This window comes from Kitasatospora sp. NPDC015121 (genome assembly GCF_055562955.1).
In genome coordinates this window covers 161,055-181,713 of sequence record NZ_JBVHEH010000005.1, presented here as the reverse complement: position 1 = coordinate 181,713, position 20,659 = coordinate 161,055, and the positions used below count along the sequence as shown (strand labels likewise).

General features: G+C 74.5%; 19 protein-coding genes and 2 pseudogenes. 7 read left to right on the top strand and 14 right to left on the bottom strand.

What is annotated here, in order from left to right; translation table 11 throughout:
* Positions 1-98 precede the first annotated feature (98 nt).
* From ACZ3J7_RS08890 to ACZ3J7_RS08880, 3 genes are all read right to left on the bottom strand, one after another.
* Entirely contained in the window at positions 99-716 is a 618-nt protein-coding gene (locus ACZ3J7_RS08890; protein ID WP_465618313.1) for a bacterial proteasome activator family protein, read from the bottom strand.
* A gap of 76 nt (positions 717-792) precedes the next feature.
* A complete protein-coding gene (locus tag ACZ3J7_RS08885) occupies positions 793-1,860 on the bottom strand; it encodes a hypothetical protein (protein ID WP_465618311.1) in 1,068 nt (355 codons plus the stop codon).
* A 103-nt stretch (positions 1,861-1,963) separates the two neighbouring features.
* On the bottom strand, positions 1,964-2,947 hold the full coding sequence (locus tag ACZ3J7_RS08880) for an NAD(P)H-quinone oxidoreductase (protein WP_465618309.1): 984 nt from the start codon (positions 2,945-2,947) through the stop codon (positions 1,964-1,966).
* 200 nt (positions 2,948-3,147) lie between these two features.
* Between ACZ3J7_RS08880 and ACZ3J7_RS08875 the strand changes: the two genes are divergently transcribed.
* Positions 3,148-4,206, top strand: coding sequence for a potassium channel family protein (locus ACZ3J7_RS08875; RefSeq protein WP_465618733.1), 1,059 nt, complete (start codon positions 3,148-3,150; stop codon positions 4,204-4,206).
* Between the two features lie 62 nt (positions 4,207-4,268).
* Here ACZ3J7_RS08875 and ACZ3J7_RS08870 read toward each other — a convergent pair whose 3' ends face one another.
* From ACZ3J7_RS08870 to ACZ3J7_RS08855, 4 genes and pseudogenes are all read right to left on the bottom strand, one after another.
* Entirely contained in the window at positions 4,269-5,498 is a 1,230-nt protein-coding gene (locus ACZ3J7_RS08870) for a molybdopterin molybdotransferase MoeA (RefSeq protein ID WP_465618307.1), read from the bottom strand.
* Positions 5,495-5,785: pseudogene (locus ACZ3J7_RS08865) on the bottom strand (DUF6457 domain-containing protein); the annotation flags it as partial. The pseudogene ACZ3J7_RS08865 and the gene ACZ3J7_RS08870, both read right to left, overlap by 4 nt.
* 128 nt (positions 5,786-5,913) lie before the next feature.
* Positions 5,914-6,489 (bottom strand): annotated as a pseudogene (gene mobA, locus ACZ3J7_RS08860) (molybdenum cofactor guanylyltransferase); the annotation flags it as partial.
* A 10-nt stretch (positions 6,490-6,499) separates the two neighbouring features.
* Positions 6,500-7,426 carry an MBL fold metallo-hydrolase gene (locus ACZ3J7_RS08855; RefSeq protein ID WP_465618305.1) on the bottom strand — a complete coding sequence of 309 codons (927 nt, stop codon included), beginning with the start codon at positions 7,424-7,426 and terminating at the stop codon, positions 6,500-6,502.
* Between the two features lie 201 nt (positions 7,427-7,627).
* Between ACZ3J7_RS08855 and manA the strand changes: the two genes are divergently transcribed.
* Positions 7,628-8,839 (top strand): mannose-6-phosphate isomerase, class I, encoded by a 1,212-nt coding sequence (gene manA / locus ACZ3J7_RS08850; protein ID WP_465618303.1) that lies wholly within the window; start codon positions 7,628-7,630, stop codon positions 8,837-8,839.
* On the opposite strand, the gene ACZ3J7_RS08845 is transcribed toward manA, so the two are convergent.
* Entirely contained in the window at positions 8,836-9,387 is a 552-nt protein-coding gene (locus ACZ3J7_RS08845) for an HD domain-containing protein (protein ID WP_465618301.1), read from the bottom strand. The genes manA and ACZ3J7_RS08845 overlap by 4 nt on opposite strands.
* A 115-nt stretch (positions 9,388-9,502) precedes the next feature.
* Between ACZ3J7_RS08845 and ACZ3J7_RS08840 the strand changes: the two genes are divergently transcribed.
* Complete coding sequence (locus ACZ3J7_RS08840; RefSeq protein WP_465618731.1) at positions 9,503-10,717, top strand: GNAT family N-acetyltransferase; 1,215 nt, start codon at positions 9,503-9,505, stop codon at positions 10,715-10,717.
* A 46-nt stretch (positions 10,718-10,763) separates the two neighbouring features.
* Here ACZ3J7_RS08840 and dnaB read toward each other — a convergent pair whose 3' ends face one another.
* The gene (gene dnaB, locus ACZ3J7_RS08835) at positions 10,764-12,299 is read right to left on the bottom strand and encodes a replicative DNA helicase (RefSeq protein ID WP_465618729.1); all 1,536 of its coding nucleotides are present in this window, start codon (positions 12,297-12,299) and stop codon (positions 10,764-10,766) included.
* A 554-nt stretch (positions 12,300-12,853) separates the two neighbouring features.
* On the opposite strand from dnaB, the gene ACZ3J7_RS08830 reads away from it, so the two are divergent.
* Positions 12,854-14,215: an MATE family efflux transporter gene (locus ACZ3J7_RS08830; protein ID WP_465618299.1), complete on the top strand. Its 1,362-nt coding sequence runs from the start codon at positions 12,854-12,856 to the stop codon at positions 14,213-14,215.
* A gap of 73 nt (positions 14,216-14,288) precedes the next feature.
* Here the strand turns inward: ACZ3J7_RS08830 and rplI are convergent, their stop codons facing one another.
* The 4 genes from rplI to rpsF form a co-directional block, all read right to left on the bottom strand.
* A complete protein-coding gene (rplI, locus tag ACZ3J7_RS08825) occupies positions 14,289-14,735 on the bottom strand; it encodes a 50S ribosomal protein L9 (RefSeq protein ID WP_014136989.1) in 447 nt (148 codons plus the stop codon).
* 17 nt (positions 14,736-14,752) lie between these two features.
* Entirely contained in the window at positions 14,753-14,989 is a 237-nt protein-coding gene (gene rpsR / locus ACZ3J7_RS08820; protein WP_030457605.1) for a 30S ribosomal protein S18, read from the bottom strand.
* Positions 14,990-15,055: 66 nt separating this feature from the next.
* Positions 15,056-15,655 carry a single-stranded DNA-binding protein gene (locus ACZ3J7_RS08815; protein WP_465618297.1) on the bottom strand — a complete coding sequence of 200 codons (600 nt, stop codon included), beginning with the start codon at positions 15,653-15,655 and terminating at the stop codon, positions 15,056-15,058.
* Between the two features lie 101 nt (positions 15,656-15,756).
* Positions 15,757-16,047 (bottom strand): 30S ribosomal protein S6, encoded by a 291-nt coding sequence (rpsF, locus tag ACZ3J7_RS08810; protein ID WP_465618295.1) that lies wholly within the window; start codon positions 16,045-16,047, stop codon positions 15,757-15,759.
* Between the two features lie 233 nt (positions 16,048-16,280).
* Between rpsF and ACZ3J7_RS08805 the strand changes: the two genes are divergently transcribed.
* The 3 genes from ACZ3J7_RS08805 to ACZ3J7_RS08795 all read left to right on the top strand — a co-directional run bounded on the left by ACZ3J7_RS08805 (position 16,281) and on the right by ACZ3J7_RS08795 (position 18,972).
* Complete coding sequence (locus ACZ3J7_RS08805) at positions 16,281-16,598, top strand: hypothetical protein (protein WP_465618293.1); 318 nt, start codon at positions 16,281-16,283, stop codon at positions 16,596-16,598.
* A 189-nt stretch (positions 16,599-16,787) separates the two neighbouring features.
* Entirely contained in the window at positions 16,788-17,906 is a 1,119-nt protein-coding gene (locus ACZ3J7_RS08800) for a lipid II:glycine glycyltransferase FemX (RefSeq protein ID WP_465618291.1), read from the top strand.
* Positions 17,907-17,940: 34 nt separating this feature from the next.
* A complete protein-coding gene (locus tag ACZ3J7_RS08795; protein ID WP_465618289.1) occupies positions 17,941-18,972 on the top strand; it encodes an alanine racemase in 1,032 nt (343 codons plus the stop codon).
* A 104-nt stretch (positions 18,973-19,076) separates the two neighbouring features.
* On the opposite strand, the gene ACZ3J7_RS08790 is transcribed toward ACZ3J7_RS08795, so the two are convergent.
* Entirely contained in the window at positions 19,077-20,642 is a 1,566-nt protein-coding gene (locus ACZ3J7_RS08790; RefSeq protein ID WP_465618287.1) for a glycosyltransferase family 87 protein, read from the bottom strand.
* Positions 20,643-20,659 lie beyond the last annotated feature (17 nt).

The following is a 20,659-nucleotide window of genomic DNA, read 5'->3' as shown; positions in this document are numbered from 1 at the left end:
CAGCTCCCCCTCGGCGCGCGGTACTTCCGGACACCGGTCAGGGTAGCGGTTCGGGGCCGCGCCGAAGCGCGGCCCCGGCAAGGCCACCGTGGGTAGGGCTACAGGTACGGACCGGAGCGGATCCCGCGCCCCGGACCCTCCTCCGGATCGCCCTCCGCGCCGTGCAGACCGGGCGGCAGCGCCCGCCGCATCTGCTCCAACTGGGCCCGCGCCGCCATCTGCTGGGCGAACAGCGCGGTCTGGATGCCGTGGAACAGGCCCTCCAGCCAGCCCACCAACTGCGCCTGGGCGATCCGCAGTTCGGCCTCGGTCGGGATGCTGTCGTCGGCGAACGGCAGCGACAGCCGCTCCAGCTCCTCGACCAGCTCCGGGGCCAGGCCCATCTCCAGCTCCTTGATCGAGCTGGCGTGGATGTCCTTCAACCGGGCCCGGCTGGCCTCGTCGAGGGGCGCCGCCCGCACCTCCTCCAGCAGCTGCTTGATCATGCTGCCGATCCGCATCACCTTCGCCGGCTGCTCGACCATCTCGGTCACCGGCAGCTCGCGCGGCTCGTCGTCCTCGTCGCCCCGCCCCAGCCCGCCGGCCGGCGCGGTGCCCACCGCCATCCCGTCCGGCCCGACGATCAGCACCTTCGGGGACTCCTCCGGCCTGCCGCCCGACGCCTGTGACGCCTGGTAGGGCTCCTGCTGCGACCGCTCGTTCATCGGGTTGGTCATAGCTCCTTCATATGCTCCGTCCACCGGCGAGGTCAACGAAGCCGGCCTCCGGATCGTCCCGCTCCGGCCCCGTCCGCTAGCGCCTGCGCAGTTTCCAGCCGACCAAACCCAGGCCGACGCCCATCAGCCCCAGACCGACGCCCAGCGGGAGCTGCCGCGCCGACGGGTCGCCCCACAGCGGCGACGGCACCAGCGGCACCACCGGCACCGCCGGACCGGCCGCCAGCTCCCCGCCCGCGACCGCGCTCTCCCCCGCGACCGCACCCGCGTCCGTCCCCGCTTCCGTCCCCGAGTCCGTCCCGGGTCCGACCGCGTCACCGTCCCCGCCCGCTCCCCACCCCGGCGACACCGGCTCCGGCTCCGGCAGCGCCCGTTCCCCGCCCGTTCCACCCGTTCCGCCCGTCCCCCAGCCGCCCTCCGAGGGCCCGGGCTCGCGCGGCAGCGGCGGCACCACCGCCTGCTGGTGCCGTCCGTGCCCCCACCCGGGTGCCGCCGGCCCCTCCACCTCCGCGCCCCGGGACGGCGACGCCGAGGGCTCCGGGACCGGGGACGGAGTCGGGCCCGGCGTCCGGCCGGGTCCAGAGCTCGGGTCCGGGTCCGGGTCCGGGGACGGCGAAGGCGCGGGCGTGGGCGTGGGCGTGGGCGCGGCCGACGGGGTCGGCGAGGGCTCCGGGGCGGACGGCTCCGCCGAGGGCTCGACCGGTGCGGGAACCGTACGGGTGGCGGTGGCCGTGGCCGTGGCGCTCGTGCCGACCGTCGCAGGCGGCGTCAGGACGACGGTGGCCGCCGGGGCGGAGGGCACGGCCGTCCCGGATATCGCGCCGCCCGGCGGCAGCCCCGCTCCGGAGGCCTCCGCTCCCCCCGGCACCGCGGAGGCTCCCGGCGCTGCGGAGGCCCCCGCCACCGGTGGCCCGGCCACCGCGTGCCGGGCCGCGTCCAGCTGAGCCCGAGCCTGCTGCCGGGCGGCGTCCAGCTGCTCCTGGGCCTGCTGCCGGGCCCCGGCCGCCGGGTCGGCGGCCAGCCCGGGGGCGGCCAGCAGCAGCGGGAGCGCCACCCCGGTCAGCGCCGCCCAGCGGCGCAGCGCGGGCGGACGGGCGGCGGCCCGGGTCGGGACGGCGGGCACGGAGCGGCGGCGAGCGAGCATGGAAAGCAGGTCCTCCCGACGGCCGCCCGCAGCAGGCTGCGGACGGAGGCGGAACAGCTTGTGACCAGACTCACATACTCGGACACTCCGGGCATTTCGATGCTCAGCCGGTCGCCCCCGGCACCTCCAGCACGACCTTGCCGACCTGGGCGCCGGCCTCGACCACCCGGTGCGCCTCGGCGGCCTCGGCGATCGGCAGCACCCGGTCGACCACCGGCTTCACCACGCCCGCCTCGACCAGCGGCCAGACGTGCTCGCGGACGGCGGCCACGATCGCGGCCTTCTCGCCGAGCGGGCGGCCGCGCAGGTTGGTGGCGACCAGGGCGGCCCGCTTGGCGAGCAGGGTGGAGAGGTCGACCTCGGCCTTGACCCCGCCCTGCAGGCCGATCACCACCAGGCGGCCGTTGACCGCGAGGGCGTCGATGTTCCGCCGCAGGTACTTGGCGCCGATGATGTCGAGGATGACGTCGGCCCCGCCGAGCTCGGCGAGCTCCGCGACGAAGTCCTGCCGGTGGTAGTCGATCAGCAGGTCGGCGCCGAGCTCGGCGCAGCGGGCCAGCTTCTCGGGGCTGCCGGCGGTGACCGCGACCCGGGCGCCGACGGCCTTGGCCAGCTGGATCGCCATGGTGCCGATGCCGCTGGCGCCGCCGTGCAGCAGCACGGTCTCGCCGGGGCGCAGGTGGGCGACCTGGAACACGTTGGACCACACCGTGCAGGCCACCTCGGGCAGCGCCGCCGCCTGCTGCGGCGTCAACCCCTTGGGCACCGGCAGCAGTTGGCCCACCGGAACGGCCACCCGCTGGGCGTAGCCACCGCCCGCGAGCAGCGCGCACACCTCGTCGCCGACCGCCCAGCCGGCCACGCCGGGGCCGAGCGCGGTGATCCGGCCCGCGCACTCCAGGCCGGGGTAGGGCGGCGTGCCGGGCGGCGGGTCGTAGAAGCCCTGGCGCTGCAGCAAGTCGGCCCGGTTGACCGCGGTGGCGACGACCTCGACCAGCACCTCGCCGGCCGCCGGGACGGGATCGGGGACCTCGGCCCAGACCAGCCGCTCGGGGCCGCCGGGCTCGGGAATCGTGATGGCTCGCATGGCCGCCACGCTACGCCCCCGTCCTCCGTACGCCCCGCGCCCCTCGCCGTCAACGGACAGTCCGTCAGGACCGCCGGGGCCGTCCCGACAAGGTGGTGACACTCCGGCCCCGACGTCACCCGGCGGCGTCGGGACCCCGCATCCTTGTGCCTGTGCCGAAATCCAACCAGCCCGACGACCCGGGTGCCCGGCCGTCCCGTCTGAACCTCAACCGCTTCCGGGACACGGGCGCCGACACCACCGACCCCACCCGCCGGATCGCCCTCCCGTCCCGGCCCGGCCGGCCGCCGCTGCGCCAGGTGGCGCGCCGGCTGCTGCTGGCGCTGGGCGTGCTGGTGGCCACCACGCTGATCGTGTACGCGGACCACACCGGCTACCACGACAACGCCGACCCCTCGGTCAGCCTGCTCGACTCGGCGTACTACGCCACCGTCACCCTCTCCACCACCGGGTACGGCGACATCACCCCGGTGAGCGACACCGCGCGGCTGGTGAACATCTTCGTGATCACCCCGCTGCGCGTGCTCTTCCTGATCATCCTGGTCGGCACGACTCTCGAAGTGCTCACCGAACGCACCCGCCTGCAGTGGCGGATCGAACGCTGGAGGCACACCGTGCGGGACCACACCGTCGTCATCGGCTACGGCACCAAGGGCCGCAGCGCCGTCGACACCCTGCTCGGGCAGGGCGTCCCGAAGGACTCGATCGTGGTGGTCGACCCGCAGGCCAAGGCGATCGACCAGGCCACCCACGACGGGCTGGTCGGCGTGCTCGGCGACGCCACCCGGGCCGCGACCCTGGTCCGGGCCGAACTGCCGCGCGCCGCCCAGGTGGTGGTCGCCCCCGAGCGCGACGACACCGCCGCCCTGATCACCCTGACCGCCCGCCAGCTCAACAAGGGCGCCACCGTGGTCGCCGCCGTCCGCGAGGACGAGAACGCCCCGCTGCTGCGGCAGAGCGGCGCGGACGTGGTGGTCACCTCGTCCAGCTCGGCCGGCCGCCTGCTCGGCATGTCGATGCTCAGCCCCAACGCGGGCGCGGTGATGGAGGACCTGCTGACCTACGGCAACGGCCTGGACGTCACCGAGCGGCCGGTCACCAAGGCCGAGGCCGGTCTCAGCCCGCGCGAGCTGCCCGACCTGGTGGTCGCGGTGGTGCGCGGCCGCCGGGTCCTCAACTACACCGAACCGGAGGCGGCCACCCTGCAGCTCACCGACCGCCTGATCGTCATCAAGCCGGGCTCCCCGGTCACCCACTGATCCGGCCCGCCGGTTCCACGTGGAACACCCCGGAGGCCGGTGTTCCACGTGGAACGTCCCGGTCAGGGCGCGGGCAGCGCCAGCACCTCCGCCCGCTCCCCCGCCGCCAGGCCGCCGGGCGGCACGACCGCCAGGGCGTCGGCCCGGGCCAGGCCGCGCAGCATCGCCGGGCCGTCGTGCGGCAGCGGGGCCAGGCCGGCGGCGGTGCGGCGCACCGGGTGCAGGCGGGTGTCGGACGGGTGGCCGGGGAGCGCGGCGGCCAGCGGCTCGGCCGGTCCGGCGGACGGGACGGTCCGGCCGGACAGCGCGTGCAGCAGCGGGAGGGCCAGGGTGACCGTGCCCGCCACGGCCGCCAGCGGGTTGCCGGGCAGGCCCACCAGGTGGCGGCCGCCGGGGAGCGCCGCCAGCAGCATCGGGTGCCCCGGGCGCACCGCGACCCCGTCCACCAGCGGGTGGCCGCCGGTCGCCTCCAGCGCGGCGTGCAGGAAGTCCACCGGCCCGGCCGCGGTGCCGCCGGTGGTGAGCACCAGGTCGGCGGCCGAGTGCCGGATCGCGTCCCGCAGCAGCCCGAAGTCGTCCCGGACGTGGCGGCCGCCCAGCAGCTCCGCCCCCGCCGCGGCCAGCCAGGGCGGCAGCAGCGGGCCGAGCGCGTCCCGCACCCGGCCCGGACCCGGCAGCCCGGACGTCAGCAACTCGTCGCCCAGCACCAGCAGTTCCACGGTCGGACGGCGGTGCACGGCCAGCCGGTCGTGCCCGGCAGCGGCGGCCAGTCCGAGCACCGCGGGCGTCACCGGCAGTCCCGCGGGCAGCAGCTCCTCGCCCCGGCCGCACTCCTGGCCGCGCGGCCGGACGTCCTGCCCCGGCAGCACCGCGCCGCGCAACTCCGCGCCGCCGTCCGGGCGTTCGGTGCGGGTGCCGTGCTCGCGCCGGAGCACCCCGGTGGCGCCGGGCGGCAGCTGGGCGCCGGTGGCGATCTCCACCGCCGCGCCGTCCGCCAGCGGCGCGCCCGCCTGGCCCGCCAGCACCCGGCCGGCCAGCCGCCACGGGCCCGGCCCGGCCACCGCCCAGCCGTCCATCGCCGAGGTGTCGAAGGCCGGCAGGTCGGTGAGCGCCACCAGCGGCTCGGCCAGCGTCCGCCCGGCCGCCGCCGCCAGCTCCACCCACTCCACCGGCAGCGGGCGCCCGGCCGCCACCGCCGCCCGGCGGGCGGCCGGCCAGGGGGCGCCGCGCAGCGTGGCCGCCGCCGAGGTCACCCGGACGTCCCCGGTCCGCTCCGCCGCCACCCGGCTCACGTCCCCGCCCCGTCCCCGGCCCCGGCGGCCCACCGTTCGGCCAGCGCGGTCACCTCGGCGCTCGCCTCGGCCACCGCCGCCGCGCCGCCGCCGCGCCGGGCCGCCGCGTAGCCGACCAGGAACGCGGTGAGCGGCGCGGCCGGCCGCTCGACGCCGTGCGCGACCACCCGCGTCATGTCCAGCAGGCCGCGGACGTCCACCGTCAGGTCCAGGCCCAACTCGGCGGCGGCCGCGGTCATCCACTCGTCCAATGTGCGCTCCATGGGGCCATGCTGCCCGATCCGCGCGCCTTGACCCACTACCGCCGGGTGAGCGCACCGGGTCGTTTCCCTCACCGCCCCGCCCGTCCCCCGGAGAGCCGCCCGGAGCTGCTCGCCCAGAGAGCTCACCCGGGCGGCCCCGGGCGGCGCTCCGCCCGCTCGCGGGCCTCGGCCAGGTCGGTCCAGGTGTCGCAGTCGAAGGAGGCGTCCGCCGGGTCGGGCAGCCGGGCCAGCCGGAGCCCGGCGAGCAGCCCGCGCAGCGGGCGGCCGACCGGGTCGCCGAGGGCGGTGAGCGCGGTGCGCAGCGCGGCGCTGCGGTAGGCGGCGGCGAGCGGCTGGTCGCGGCCGTCCGCGTCGACCAGCAGGGCCCCGTCGCGGGCGGGGTCGTCGAGCGCGGCGAGCAGCCGCCGCACCGTCGCGGGGTCCAGGAAGGGCAGGTCGGCGGCGAGCAGCAGCACCCGGGGCGCGGTGACCCCGGGCAGCGCGGCGGCCACCGCCGCGACCGGGCCGCCGCCCGGCGGGTCCTCGCGCAGCCAGCGGACCCCGGCCCGCTCGGTGGGCCGCTCGGGGCCGACCACCAGCAGCCGCCGGGCGTCCGGGCAGGCCGCCAGGACCCGGTCCAGCAGCGGGCGCCCGCCGACCGTCAGGGCCGGCTTGTCGACCCCGCCCAGCCGGCGCCCCGCCCCGCCGGCCGCGACCACCACGTCGTACCCGTTCTCCGTCTCCGTCACCCCGGCAGTATCACCGGTCCCCGTCGACGGGCTCCTCCGCCACGGGCTCCTCGGCCGGCTCCTCGACGGGCTCCTCGGTGGGGATCTCCCGGCGGGCGACGTTCGCGGCGGCGCCGTGCTCCAGGATCGCCGGCAGGGTCAGGCCGCCGTAGCGCGCGTTGACCGCCGCGGCCAGCGCCTCCGCGTCCTCGGGGTGGTCGTGCAGCGCCTGGTCGAAGTCGCGCAGGTAGCCGGCGGTGAAGGCGAGCACCCGGTGCGCGTCGTCGTCCGCGCCGGGGGCGCGGTGCCCGGCGATCACCCGGTCGACGCCGAGGTCGGCGATCAGTCCCAGGTTGTGCGACCACTGGTCACGGGCGGCCGGGTCGGTGTCGGCCGTCCAGACGTGGGTGCCGTTGTACGCGAAGTCGCCCGCGATCACGGTGCGCACGCTCGGCAGGTGGACCAGGGTGGAACCGGCGGTGTCGCCCTGGCCGAGCTGCAGGACGCGCAGCAGCTGGCCGTCGATCACCAGCGGCTGCGGGAGCAGCGGCGCGGGCAGCAGCGGCTGGTCCGGGATGTCGTCGCCGTAGACCGGCTTCCACTGCGCGACCTTGGCGGCCGCGGTCCGGCGGATGCCCTCCACCACCGGGGGCGCGGCCAGCAGGCGCGCGGCCGGGAAGAGCCGCAGCACCTCCTCCGCGCCGAAGTAGTGGTCGGGGTGCTGGTGGCTGACCACGATGGCGAGCAGTTCGCGGCCCTTGCCGGCGATCCACTCGGCCAGTTCGCGCCCGGCGCTGCGGGTCAGCTGGGCGTCGACCAGGACCGCCGTGCGCTCGCCCATCACCAGGCTGGAGGTGGCGAAGAACGCGCTCTCCGGGCCGGTGAAGACCTCCACCTCCAGCGGGCGGTGGGCCGGTGCGGGGCCGTGGGCGCTCTCGTCGAACGGTGAAGCGGTCACGGCTGCTCCCCTGGTCGGTGGACGGCGGCGGGACCGAGGCGGTCCCGTACCGTCCAGCCTGGCCGGAAGGGCCCCGGGCCGCCGGGTGGGCACGCCCAGGAGGGTGATCACCGCCAGCCGCCGCCGGGCCGCGGACGTCGACTATTCTCGGTGGTCTCCGGGCACCGGGTACCTCCGCACACACCATTCCGGGAGCACTTGATGGACCGGCTCGACAACACCGTCCGCGACTACGCCTGGGGCTCGGCGACCGCCCTGCCCGAGCTGCTCGGACGGCCCGCCACCGGTGCCCCGCAGGCCGAGCTGTGGATGGGCGCCCACCCCGGCGCGCCGTCCCGGGTCGACCGCGGCGCCGGCCCGGTCGCGCTGGACGAGGTGATCGCCGCCGACCCGGTCGCCGAGCTGGGCGCCGGGTCCGTCGAACGGTTCGGGCCGACGCTGCCGTTCCTGCTCAAGGTGCTCGCCGCCGACGTGCCGCTCTCCCTGCAGGTGCACCCGACCCGCGCGCAGGCCCGGGCCGGGTTCGCCGCCGAGGAGGCCCGCGGCGTCCCGGTCGACGCGCCGCACCGCAACTACCGGGACGACAACCACAAGCCGGAGCTGATCTGCGCGCTCGGCGGCCTGGAGGGGCTGTGCGGGTTCCGGACGCCCGCCGACGCGGCCGACCTGATGGCCTCGCTCGGCGTGCCCGGACTGGAGCCGCTGATCGAGCTGCTGCGCACCAAGCCGGAGGCGGAGGGGCTGGCCGGGGCGCTCGCCGAGGCGCTCGCCCTGACCGGGCCCGCGGGCCGCGCCACCGTGGACGCCGTCGCCCGGGCCGTCACCGCCGGCGCCCCGGACGACCCGACCGGCGCGCTGGCCGGGTACGCCTTCGCCGCCGCCGAGTACCCCGGCGACCCCGGGCTGGTCGCCGGCCTGCTGCTCAACCACGTCCGGCTGGCCGACGGCGAGGCGCTGTACCTCGGCGCCGGCCTGCCGCACGCCTACCTGCGCGGCACCGGCGTCGAGATCATGGCCAACTCCGACAACGTGCTGCGCTGCGGCTTCACGCCCAAGCACGTGGACGTCCCCGAACTGCTGAAGGTGGTCGGCTTCCACGGCGGCCCCCCGCAGGTGCTCCGCCCCGCCCCCGGCCCGGACGGCGAACGGCGCTACCCGGTGCCGATCGACGAGTTCCGGCTCTCCCGCTACGAACTCACCGACCGCCCGGCCGCCCTGCCCGGCGACGCCCCGCAGATCCTGCTCTGCACCGCCGGCACGGCCCGCCTCGCCTCCGGCACCGAGGAGTTGACGCTCCGCCGGGGCGAGTCCGCGTTCCTCCCGGCCACCGGCACCGGGACGCTGCTCAGCGGCCCCGGCGCGACGGTCTTCCGCGGCACCGTCGCGCTCGACGGGCCCTCTCACAAGCCCTAGAGGGGGCAGGCCGCCTGGTAGGCCAGCCGGGCCGGGGCGGCGGCGCCGATCGCGGTCAGCTCCTCGTCCAGCGCCAGGAACCAGGACCAGCGCTCGCCGCCGCCCGCCCGGGTCAGCGCGTCCACCAGCAGGTCCTCCAGCTCCGGCACCCGCCGGTCCTTCCAGACCTTGTCGGCCAGGCTGACCAGCAGGTCCTCGGGCGAGGAGGCCGGGCCCCAGTCGGCGTGCCCGGCCGCGAACCGGGCCAGTCGGGGCGGCACCCCGGCGGCCAGCAGCAGCTCCCGCCCGGCCGGCTCGTGCGCCGAGCCCGGGCCGGACAGCTCCGAGCGGTGCCGGACCTTCCCGATGTCGTGGGTGGCCGCGCCGAACAGCACCTCGGCCCGGTCCACCGCCAGCTCCGGGCAGCGTCCGGCCGTCCAGTCCACCAGCCGGGCCGCCACGTCGTGCACCAGCCGCAGGTGCGCCACCAGCCGCGGCGGAGCCGCCAACTCGCCCAGCAGCACGAGCACTTCGTCCGGCAGCGGGCGCAACTCCAGGCCATCGTCCATGGCGGGCGACCCTACCCGACCGCACGGCTCCGCTTAATCACTTGACCGTGTCCGCGCGAGCCGGTTGCACTGTCCCGGACGACCGAGACGGCCACCCCGGAAGGCGACGGCAGTGATCGACATCAGGCCCACCAGCGAGCAGGACCACCAGCTCTTCGTCGAGACGATGCACGCCGCGTTCGCGCTGTTCGTCGACCCGACCGGCGAGGACGGCACCGGCGCCTGGTGGTCGGCGTTCGAGCCGGAGCGCGGCCTGCTCGCCCGCGACGGGGACGGCCGGGCGATCGGCACCGCCGGCGCGTACACCCTCGAACTCACCCTCCCCGGCGGGCGGATCGTCCCGGTCTCCGGCGTGACGGCCGTCGGCGTGCTGCCCTCGCACCGGCGGCGCGGCGTGCTCACCGCGATGATGCGCCGCCAACTCGCCGACCTGCGGGCCCGCGGCGAGGCGGTGTCCGTGCTGCTCGCCTCCGAGGCGCTGATCTACCGGCGCTTCGGCTACGGCCCCGCCACCTACACCCGCGCGCTGACCGTCCCCCGGCACAGGGCCGCGTTCGCCCCGCCCCGCTCCGGCGCCGCCGAACCCGCCGGAACGGTCGAACTGCTGCACCGGGACCAGGCCGTCGAGCTGCTGGAGCAGGTCTACGACCTCCACCGGCGCACCCGCCCCGGCGCCGTCTCCCGGCCGCACCGCTGGTGGGCCCGCGGCGCCGGCCAGCCCCCGATCGCCCCCAAGCCCCGCTACATCGCCCTGCACCGGGACGCCGACGGCACCCCTGACGGGTACGCCAGCTACGCGATCGAGGACGGGCGCAGCCTGGTCGTCGACGAGACCGTCGCCGCCACCGACGCCGCGTACACCGCGCTCGCCCGCCACCTGCTCGGCCACGACCTCGTCCAGCAGGTGGTGTTCCGGCACGTCCCGCCGGACCACCCGCTGCCCTGGCAGCTCGCCGACTACGGCGCCGCCGAGCCGGGCAAGCACACCGACTGGCTCTGGGCCCGGGTGCTGGACGTGCCCGCCGCGCTCACCGCCCGAGGCTGGAGCACCGACGGCGAACTCGTCCTCGACGTCGACGACCCCTTCCTCGGCGAACACCACCGCCACCTGCTGACCGCCCGCGGCGGCGAGGCCACCTGCGTCCCCACCGACCGCGCCCCCGACCTCTCCCTCGACATCAGCGACCTCGGCTCGATCCTCCTCGGCGGCACCGCCCCCAGCACCCTGGTCCGGGCCGGCCATCTGCGCGCCCACCACCCCGACGCGCCCGCCCGCGCCGACGCCCTGTTCCGCTCCGACCGCGAACCGCACTGCCTGCACTGGTTCTGACCCCCGCCCGCACCACCGAACCGACCCGACGCCGGATCGCCTGACGTCAGGTCACGTCCCGGGTCATGTCGACGAAGCGCGAGTAGTGGCCCTGGAAGGCGACGGTGATGGTCGCGGTCGGGCCGTTGCGGTGCTTGGCCACGATCAGGTCCGCCTCGCCGGCCCGCGGGGACTCCTTCTCGTAGGCGTCCTCGCGGTGCAGCAGGATCACCATGTCGGCGTCCTGCTCGATCGAGCCGGACTCGCGCAGGTCGGAGACCATCGGCTTCTTGTCGGTGCGCTGCTCGGGGCCTCGGTTCAGCTGGGAGAGCGCGATCACCGGGACCTCCAGCTCCTTCGCCAGCAGCTTGAGGTTGCGGGACATGTCCGAGACCTCCTGCTGCCGGCTCTCGGCCCGCCGCGACCCGCCGGACTGCATCAGCTGCAGGTAGTCGATGACCACCAGCCGCAGGTCGTTGCGCTGCTTGAGCCGCCGGCACTTGGCCCGGATCTCCATCATCGACAGGTTCGGCGAGTCGTCGATGTACAGCGGCGCCGCGCTGACGTCCGGCATCCGCCGCGCCACCCGCGTCCAGTCGTCGTCCGTCATGTTCCCCGACCGCATGTGGTGCAGCGCCACCCGCGCCTCCGCCGACAGCAGGCGCATGGCGATCTCGTTGCGGCCCATTTCGAGCGAGAAGATCACGCTCGGCAGGTTGTTGTGGATCGAGCAGGCCCGCGCGAAGTCCAGGGCGAGGGTCGACTTTCCCATGGCCGGGCGGGCCGCGATGACGATCATCTGGCCGGGGTGGAGGCCGTTGGTGAGCTGGTCGAAGTCGGCGAAGCCGGTGGGGACGCCGGACATCTGGCCGGAGCGGGAGCCGATGGCCTCGATCTCGTCGAGGGCGCCCTCCATGATGTCGGCGAGCGGGGCGTAGTCCTCGTTGGTGCGCTGTTCGGTGACGGCGTAGATCTCGGCCTGGGCGGCGTTGACGATGTCGTCGACGTCGCCCTCGGCGGCGTAGCCCATGCCGGCGATGCGGGTGCCGGCCTCGACCAGGCGGCGCAGGACGGCGCGCTCGTGGACGATCTCGGCGTAGTACTCGGCGTTGGCCGCGGTGGGGACGGAGTTGACCAGGGTGTGCAGGTAGGAGGCGCCGCCGACGCGGGCCAGCTCGCCGCGCTTGGTGAGCTCGCCGGCCACGGTGATCGGGTCGGCGGGCTCGCCGCGGGCGTAGAGGTCGAGGATCGCGCCGTGGATCAGCTCGTGGGCGGGGCGGTAGTAGTCGGCGGGCTTGAGCACCTCGACGACGTCCGCGATGGCGTCCTTGGAGAGCAGCATGCCGCCGAGCACGGACTGCTCGGCCGCCAGGTCCTGCGGGGGGACGCGCTCGAAGCCCTCGCCGCCGAAGCCGCCCTCGCGGTCGCCGTCCCGGTCGCGGCGCTCGCCCTTGCCGGGGAAGCGGTCGCCGCCCTTGCCGCCGTCGCGCCGCTGGAAGCCGCCCGAGCCGCCGGAGCCGCCCTCGCGGCCACCGTCACGACCGCCCTCCCGGCCACCGTCACGACCGCCGGCCGGGCTGTTCGCGCGGCGGGTGACCGGCAGGCGGTCGCCCGGGCCGTCGGGGAAGGCGTCCGGCGGGAAGGCGTCGTCGGACGGCTGCCAGTCGTCCTCCGGGGGCGGGGCGTCGTGGTCGTCGTACTGGGGGCCGGTCACGCGTGTTCCCCGTTCAGCGAGCGGTGCGAGTTGGTGCGGGCCTGGCCGGTGGCGTACCGTCTTCGGCGCCTGTCCTTCTTACGGTACCGAGCCGACACCACCCGCCCCGCGCGGGTCGGTCCCTGAACGGCCGCCGGATCCGGCCGGCACCCCGGCGCGCGGTGCCCGTGCGGCGGACGGGTTATCCACAGGGGGTGTGGATAACCGCTCACAGGCTGTGGAGAACCCGGCCCGAGCTGTGCACAACCCTGTGGATAACCATCCTATCCCCTCAATGTCAACCCGCTGACCTGGCACTACTCCCCACCCGGCCTGTGCATGAGAAATTCTTCACACGACCGGACCCGGCGCCGAAGAAGTGTTCGACGGCACAGTCGTCCACCATCTAAGTAAGTGTTGTAAAGCAGGTGCAGCCATTACCTGTGGATGAGTAGGCTGGGCCCATGCCCGTCAGTTCCCCCCTCGCCGCCGAGCAGCGCCGCGAACGCCGCGCCGACCGCCGCCGCCACGACCGGGAGATCCTCGCCCTGGCCGTCCCGGCCTTCGGCGCGCTGGTCGCCGAGCCGCTGTTCCTGATGGCCGACTCCGCGATCGTCGGCCACCTCGGCACCGCCCAGCTGGCCGGGCTGGGCGTCGCCTCCGCCGCGCTGACCACCGTCGTCGGGGTGTTCGCGTTCCTGGCGTACGCCACCACCGCGGCGGTGGCCCGCCGGATCGGGGCGGGCGACCGGCGGGCCGCCGTGCAGCAGGGCATCGACGGGATCTGGCTGGCGCTGCTGCTCTCGGCCGGCCTGGTGCTGCTCACCCTGCTGCTCGCCCCGCAGGCCGCCCGGCTGCTCGGCGCCTCCGCCACCGCCGCCCCGCACGCGGTGACCTACCTGCGGATCAGCGCGCTCGGGGTGCCCGCGATGCTGCTGGTGCTGGCCGCCACCGGCGTGCTGCGCGGCTTCCAGGACACCCGCACCCCGCTGCTGGTCGCGATCGGCGGGTTCGCCGCCAACCTGCTGCTCAACCTGGGCCTGGTGTACGGCGCGGGCCTCGGGGTGGCCGGCTCCGCCTGGGGCACCGTGATCGCGCAGAACGCGATGGCCGCGGTGTACGTCGCCGTGGTGGTCCGCGGCGCCCGCCGGGAGGGCGCGGGCCTGCGGCCGGACCGGGCGGGCATCCGCGCCTCGGCCCGGGCCGGCGGCCCGCTGCTGGTGCGCACGGTGAGCCTGCGCGCCGTGCTGCTGCTGGCCACCGCGGTGGCCGCGAACCTGGGCGACGCCGAGGTGGCGGCCCACCAGATCACCATGACCGTCTGGTCCTTCGTCGCCTTCGCGCTGGACGCGGTGGCGATCGCCGGCCAGGCCATCATCGGCCGCTACCTGGGCGCGGGCGACCTGCCCGGCACCCGGGCGGCGACCCGGCGGATGGTCGAGTGGGGCCTCGGCGCGGGCGTGCTGTTCGGGCTGCTGATGGTGCTGGGCCGGCCGCTGTACGTCCCGCTGTTCAGCTCCGACCCGGGCGTGCGGGCCCAGCTGTCCGCCGCGCTGCTGCTGGCCGCGCTGACCCAGCCGGTGGGCGGGCTGGTGTTCGTGCTGGACGGCGTGCTGATGGGCGCGGGCGACGGCCGCTTCCTGGCCTGGGCGATGCTGGCCACCCTGCTGGCGTTCGTCCCGGCGGCGCTGGCGGTGCCCGCGCTGGGCCTGGGCCTGGCCGGGCTGTGGTGGGCGATGAACCTGTTCATGCTGACCCGGGCGGCCTTCCTGGTCGGCCGGGTCCGCACCGGCCACTGGATGGTCACCGGCGCCGTCCGGGCCTGAACCGGGTGGGGAACGGCCGGAGGGCCGGACCCCGCGAACGGGATCCGGCCCTCCGACTGCGTGACGGCTGCGCTCAGGCGGCGACGACGTTGACGTCGAGGTTGGCCTGGACGTCGGCGTGCAGCTTGACCGAGACCTTGTGGCTGCCCACGGTCTTGATCGGCGAGGCGATCGCGACGGCGCGCTTGTCCACGGCCGGGCCGCTGGCGGCCTTGATGGCCTCCACGACGTCGGCCTGGGTCACCGAGCCGAACAGGCGGCCGGCGTCGCCGGAGCGGACGGCCAGCTTGACCTGCAGGCCCTCCAGCTTGGCCTTGACCTCGTTGGCGGCCTCGAGGGTCTGGATGGCGTGGATCTTCCGGGCGCGACGGATGGCGTCGACGTCCTTCTGACCGCCCTTGGTCCAGCGGATGGCGAAGCCGCGCGGGACCAGGAAGTTGCGGGCGTAGCCGTCCTTGACCTCGACGACCTCACCGGCGCTGCCGAGACCGGGGACCTCGTGAGTGAGGATGATCTTCATTCTTCGGTCACCCTCTCTTAGCGCGTGGTGGAGGTGTAGGGCAGCAGGGCCATCTCACGGCTGTTCTTCACGGCCGTGGCGACGTCACGCTGGTGCTGGGTGCAGTTGCCGGTGACCCGGCGGGCACGGATCTTGCCGCGGTCGGAGATGAACTTCCGCAGCAGGTTCGTGTCCTTGTAGTCCACGTACGTGGCCTTGTCCTTGCAGAAGACGCAAACCTTCTTCTTAGGCTTGCGAGCAGGCGGCTTCGCCATTGTGTGCTCCGTTAAGTACGAGATCTGTCAGCGTTCCCGGGCCCGTGGGGCCCGGCAAAGCACCGCTTAGAACGGGGGCTCTTCCGAGTAGCCGCCGCCGGAGTTCCCACCCCAGCCGCCGCCACCCTGGTTGGACGAGGGGGCGCTGGACGCCCACGGGTCGTCGGACGGGCCCTGGTTGCCGCCGCCGGAGTTTCCACCCCAGCTGCCGCCGCCCTGGTTGCCGCCGCCGCCGAAGCCGCCGCCACCCTGCTGGCCGCCGCCACCGCCGAAGCCGCCGCCACCGCCCGGACCACCGGTCCGGTTGGCGCGGGTGACCTTGGCGGTCGCCGAGCGCAGGCTCGGGCCGACCTCATCGACCTCGACCTCGAAGACCGTCCGCTTCTCGCCTTCCTTGGTCTCGTAAGACCGCTGGCGCAGTCGGCCCTGCACGATCACGCGCATGCCGCGCTGCAGCGATTCGGCGACGTTCTCCGCCGGCTGGCGCCAGACGTTGCACGTGAGGAAGAGGCTCTCGCCGTCCTTCCACTCGTTGGTCTGCCGGTCGAAGGTGCGCGGGGTGGACGCGATACGGAACTTGGCCACCGCGGCACCCGACGGGGTGAAGCGCAGCTCGGGGTCGTCGACGAGGTTGCCGACGAGGGTGATGACGGTCTCGCCTGCCATGTGGTGATGACCTCTCGGAAAGAAGTTCTGCGGTGCTCGTCAGCGGTGTTCCACGTGGAACACCGGACGCGAGCCCTCCGGCGCGGACGCCGGAAGTGGGCTCAGTGGGTGTCCGGGCGCAGGACCTTGGTCCGCAGAACCGACTCGCTCAGGCTGAACTGGCGGTCGAGCTCCTTGACGACCTCGGGCGTGGCCTTGAGGTCGATGACCGAGTAGATGCCCTCGGACTGCTTGTTGATCTCGTACGCCAGGCGACGACGGCCCCAGGTGTCGATCTTCTCAACCTTGCCGCCGCCGGTGCGGACGACGTTGAGGAAGCTCTCGATCAGGGGGGAGACAGCGCGCTCCTCGACCGAGGGGTCGAGGATGACCATCACCTCGTAGTGACGCATGTGTAACCCACCTCCTTTGGACTCAACGGCCACGGCGTTTCCGTGGCAGGAGGGTTGTGCGCGTCGGCACCGGTTCCGGGCATGAAGGCACGCCCCTACACCAGTGCAGAGGGGCCAGCCTACCGGGTGACCCGACCGGCGGACAAAACACTTGGCTGTCGCGGTTGTCACTCCGGCCGGATCGGTCGCAACCTGGACGGAACGAACGTTCCCTCCCCCAGGAGGTGGGTCCCATGGCACAGGCCGCACCCCGGCCGCAGCACCGGCCGAAGTTCACCCTCAACACCGACGGACACCCGCACCCGCGGGAGAACGCCCTGGTCGGCGTGACCGTCCTGCTCGGCACGATCGCCTTCGTCACCTCGTTCTTCCACAGCCTGCACATCCTGACCTCGTGGACCGGGCTGTTCGGCGTGCTCACCGGCCTGGCGGCGCTGTTCGTCTCGGTGACCACCGCCGAACGGTTCGCCGTCGTGATCGGCACCGGCGCCGCCGCGTTCGGCCTGATGCTCGGGGTGGCGCACGGCGGCCTGTTCGGGGGCGTGTGGTGACGCCCGCCGGGCGCGGGAGGGGGTGAACCCGCCCCGGCGCCCGCAACCTCCGATGCCCTCCCGGCGTAGTACCTGTACCAGCAGGTGCGGTCGGGGGGGCATCATCATGTCGGGTCGGTTCCCGGTCGAATCGGACCATTCGGGCGATAGGGTCACCATGGGTAGATCCGACGAGGAGGAGCACCGAGCATGAGCCTGCGGCTGCGGACCATCACGCGTGAGGAACACCTGGCCTTCGTCCAGGGCCGGCCCTCGGCCAGCCACATGCAGGTGCCCTCCTGGGCGGACGTGAAGGCGGAGTGGCGCGCCGAGAGCCTGGGCTGGTTCGAGCCGTCCGGCGAGCTGGTCGGCGCCGGCCTGGTGCTCTACCGCCAGCTGCCCAAGGTGAAGCGGTACCTGGCCTACCTGCCGGAGGGCCCGGTGATCGACTGGTTCGACCAGGACCTCGACCGCTGGATGAAGCCGATGCTGGCGCACCTGAAGGCGCAGGGGGCGTTCACGGTGAAGATGGGCCCGCCGGTGGTGGTCCGCCGCTGGGAGGCGGGCACCATCAAGGACGCGATCGCCGGCAAGCAGGCCAAGCGCCTGCGCGACGTCGACCCCGACTTCTGCGAGCCCCGCGCCCTGGAGACCGCCGAGCGGCTGCGCCGGGCCGGCTGGCTGCAGGGCGAGGACGGCGGCGCGGGCTTCGGCGACGTCCAGCCCCGGTACGTGTTCCAGGTGCCGCTGGGCGGCCGCTCGCTGGACGACGTGCAGCGCGGCTTCAACCAGCTGTGGCGGCGCAACATCAAGAAGGCCGAGAAGAGCGGCGTCGAGGTGGTCCAGGGCGGCTACGAGGACCTCGCGGTCTTCCACAAGCTGTACGTGGTCACCGCCGAGCGCGACCACTTCACCCCCCGGCCGCTGGCCTACTTCCAGCGGATGTGGAAGGCCCTCACCGCCGAGGACCCGAACCGGATGCGGCTCTACATCGCCTACCACGACGGCGAGCCGCTGGCCGCGACCACGATGCTGGTCGTCGGCGAGCACGTCTGGTACTCCTACGGCGCCTCCGCCAACCACAAGCGCGAGGTCAAGCCGTCCAACGCGGTCCAGTGGCGGATGATCCGCGACTCCTACGCGCTCGGCGCGAGCGTCTACGACCTGCGCGGGATCAGCGACACCCTGGACGAGGACGACCACCTCTTCGGGCTGATCCAGTTCAAGGTCGGCACCGGCGGCCAGGCCGCGGAGTACCTGGGCGAGTGGGATTTCCCGCTCAACAAGCTGCTGCACAAGGCGCTCGACCTCTACATGTCGCGCCGTTGAGCCACACCTGAGGAAGAGACACGGGGAGCACGCCATGACCTTGACGATGTACGTGGACACCGACCGCTGGCGGGCGCACCAGCGCGGGCTGCTGGCCGAGTTCGGCGGGCTGGTCCCGGTCGCCAAGGGCAACGGCTACGGCTTCGGCAACGGCCGGCTGGCCGCCGAGGCGGCCCGGCTGGGCGTCCCGGTGCTGGCGGTCGGCACCGCGGCCGAGGCGGAGGCGGTGGCCGGCGACTTCCCCGGCGACCTGCTGGTGCTCACCCCCTACCGGCCCGGCGAGCCCGGGGCCGAACTGCCCGCGGACCGGGTGGTGCGCACCGTCGCGCACGCCGAGGTGCTGGCCGCGCTGCCCGCGGGCAGCCGGGTGGTGGTCGAGTGCATGACCTCGATGCGCCGGCACGGCGTCACGCTCGGCGAGCTGTCCCGGCTGTCGGTGCGGCACCTGACCGTCGAGGGCTTCGCGCTGCACCTGCCGCTGGACCGGCCGGACGGGTCCGACCCGGTGGACGAGGTGGCCGCGCTGGTCCGGGCGATCGGCGAGGCCGGGCTGCCCACCGGCACCGTCTACCTCAGCCACCTGTCCGCCGAGGACGGGCTGCGGCTGGCCGAGCGCTTCCCCGACACGGAGTTCCGCTCCCGGATCGGCACCCGGCTCTGGCTCGGCGAGGTGGAGGCGCTGTCCTCCCGCGCCGGCGTCCTGGACGTCACCCCGGTGACCCGCGGCGAGCGCTACGGCTACCGGCAGCACAAGGCGCCCTCCGACGGCCACCTGCTGGTCGCCACCGGCGGCACCGCGCACGGCGTCGGTCTGGAGGCCCCCAAGTACGTGCACGGGGTGCTGACGCGCGCCAAGGGCCTGGCCCGGGCCGGGCTGGCCACCGTCAACCGGACGCTCTCGCCGTACTCCTGGCAGGGCAAGCAGCTGTGGTTCGCCGAGCCGCCGCACATGCAGGTGTCGATCCTGTTCCTGCCCGGCGAGCTCAAGCCGCCCGCGATCGGCGACGAGCTGTCGCTGACCGTCCGCCACACCACCACCCACTTCGACCGGGTGGTCGAGCGGTAGGACCACGCACGGCCCGGAGCCCGCACGACACGGAGCCCGCACGGCACGGAGCCCGCCCGCCGACGGTTCGGCGGGCGGGCTCCGGCGTTCGGCTCCCCGGGGGGCTACTTCGCGGGTTCGGGACCGGGCCCGGGGCCGGCGTCGGCCGGCTCCTTGTCCAGCCAGTCCACCGAGGGCGCGTAGGCCGCGTACGTCTCCTCCTCGCGCAGGCCGCGGGCGGAGCCGAGCACGAACCGGTCCGGCGCCCCGTCCAGCACGCCGCCGGACGGGTCGTCGCTGCCGTCCCAGCGGACCGGGTCGTACTCCGGGCGGAGGACGTCGCGGACCACCATGTAGCAGAGGTACAGGGTGCCGACCAGGTGCAGCGCGATCGCGAAGTGGTACCACTCCTGGTCGATGCCGTGGTGCTTGCCGTCGCCGTTGTAGGCCAGGTACGACCAGACGCCGAGGAAGTACAGCACCTCGCAGGCCTGCCAGATCAGGAAGTCCCGCCAGCGCGGCCGGGCCAGCGCCGCCAGCGGGATCAGCCACAGCACGTACTGCGGCGAGTAGACCTTGTTGGTCAGCACGAAGGCCGCCACCACCAGGAAGGCCAGCTGGGCGAAGCGCGGGCGGCGCGGGGCGCTGACCGCCAGCCAGCCGATCGCCAGGCAGCTGAGGACCAGCAGGACGGCGATCCAGGTGTTGAGGGTCTCCAGGTTCTTGTTCCGGACGGCCTGCATGAGGATCAGCCAGAACGAGCCGTAGTCCTCCTTGCGGGTCTGGCTGAAGCTGTAGAAGGTCAGCCAGCCCTTCCAGTTGGCCATCATGATCGGCAGGTTGACCACCAGCCAGGCGCCGGCCGCGCCGCCGAAGGCCTGGCCGAACTCCTTCCACTTGCCGGAGCGCAGGCAGAGCACCAGCAGCGGTCCGAGCAGCAGCGCCGGGTAGAGCTTCGCCGCGGTCGCCAGGCCGATGAACACACCGGCCCAGACCGGCTTGGAGCCTGACCAGTAGGCCATCGCGACGGCGGCCAGGGCCACCGCCAGCAGGTCCCAGTTGATGGTGGCGTTCAACGCCAGCGCCGGGGCCAGCGCGAACAGCAGCGCGTCCCACGGACGGCGGCGCTGGGCGCGGGAGGTGGCGACCACCGCGACCACCGCGCAGATCATCAGCATCCCGGCGTTGACCATCCAGAACCACTGCTCGCGGCTCATCAGGTCGCCGCTCTTGGTGGTCAGCCACGCCGCGACCTGCATGAACAGGCCGGTCAGCACCGGGTACTCCAGGTACTGCATGTCCGGCGAACCCTGCGGGATCGGGTCCAGGTACGGGTGCAGCCCGGTGGCGAAGCCGCGGCCCGAGAACAGGTGCGGGATGTCGCTGTAACAGGCCTTCGTGTACTGGGTGGTGGCGCCGTGGAACCAGCCGTCGTTGTAGCACGGCGCCTTCTGGACCAGCCCCAGCAGGTAGACCGCGATCACCGCCAGCGCGAGGAACTTGGCCGGCGTCCACCAGGACACCCCCAGCAGCGCCCGGCGGCCCGGCGGCCCGCCGAACAGCTCGCTGCCGGCCTCCGCGACCGGATCCTCGTCCGCGGGCACCACCACGGTGTTGGGCAGCGGACCGTCGGCCGGCGCGGGGCCGGGCGGCGCGGTCTCGTCACGAAGGCTGGAGGTCATGGCGCACATACTGCCGCACCCTTCCG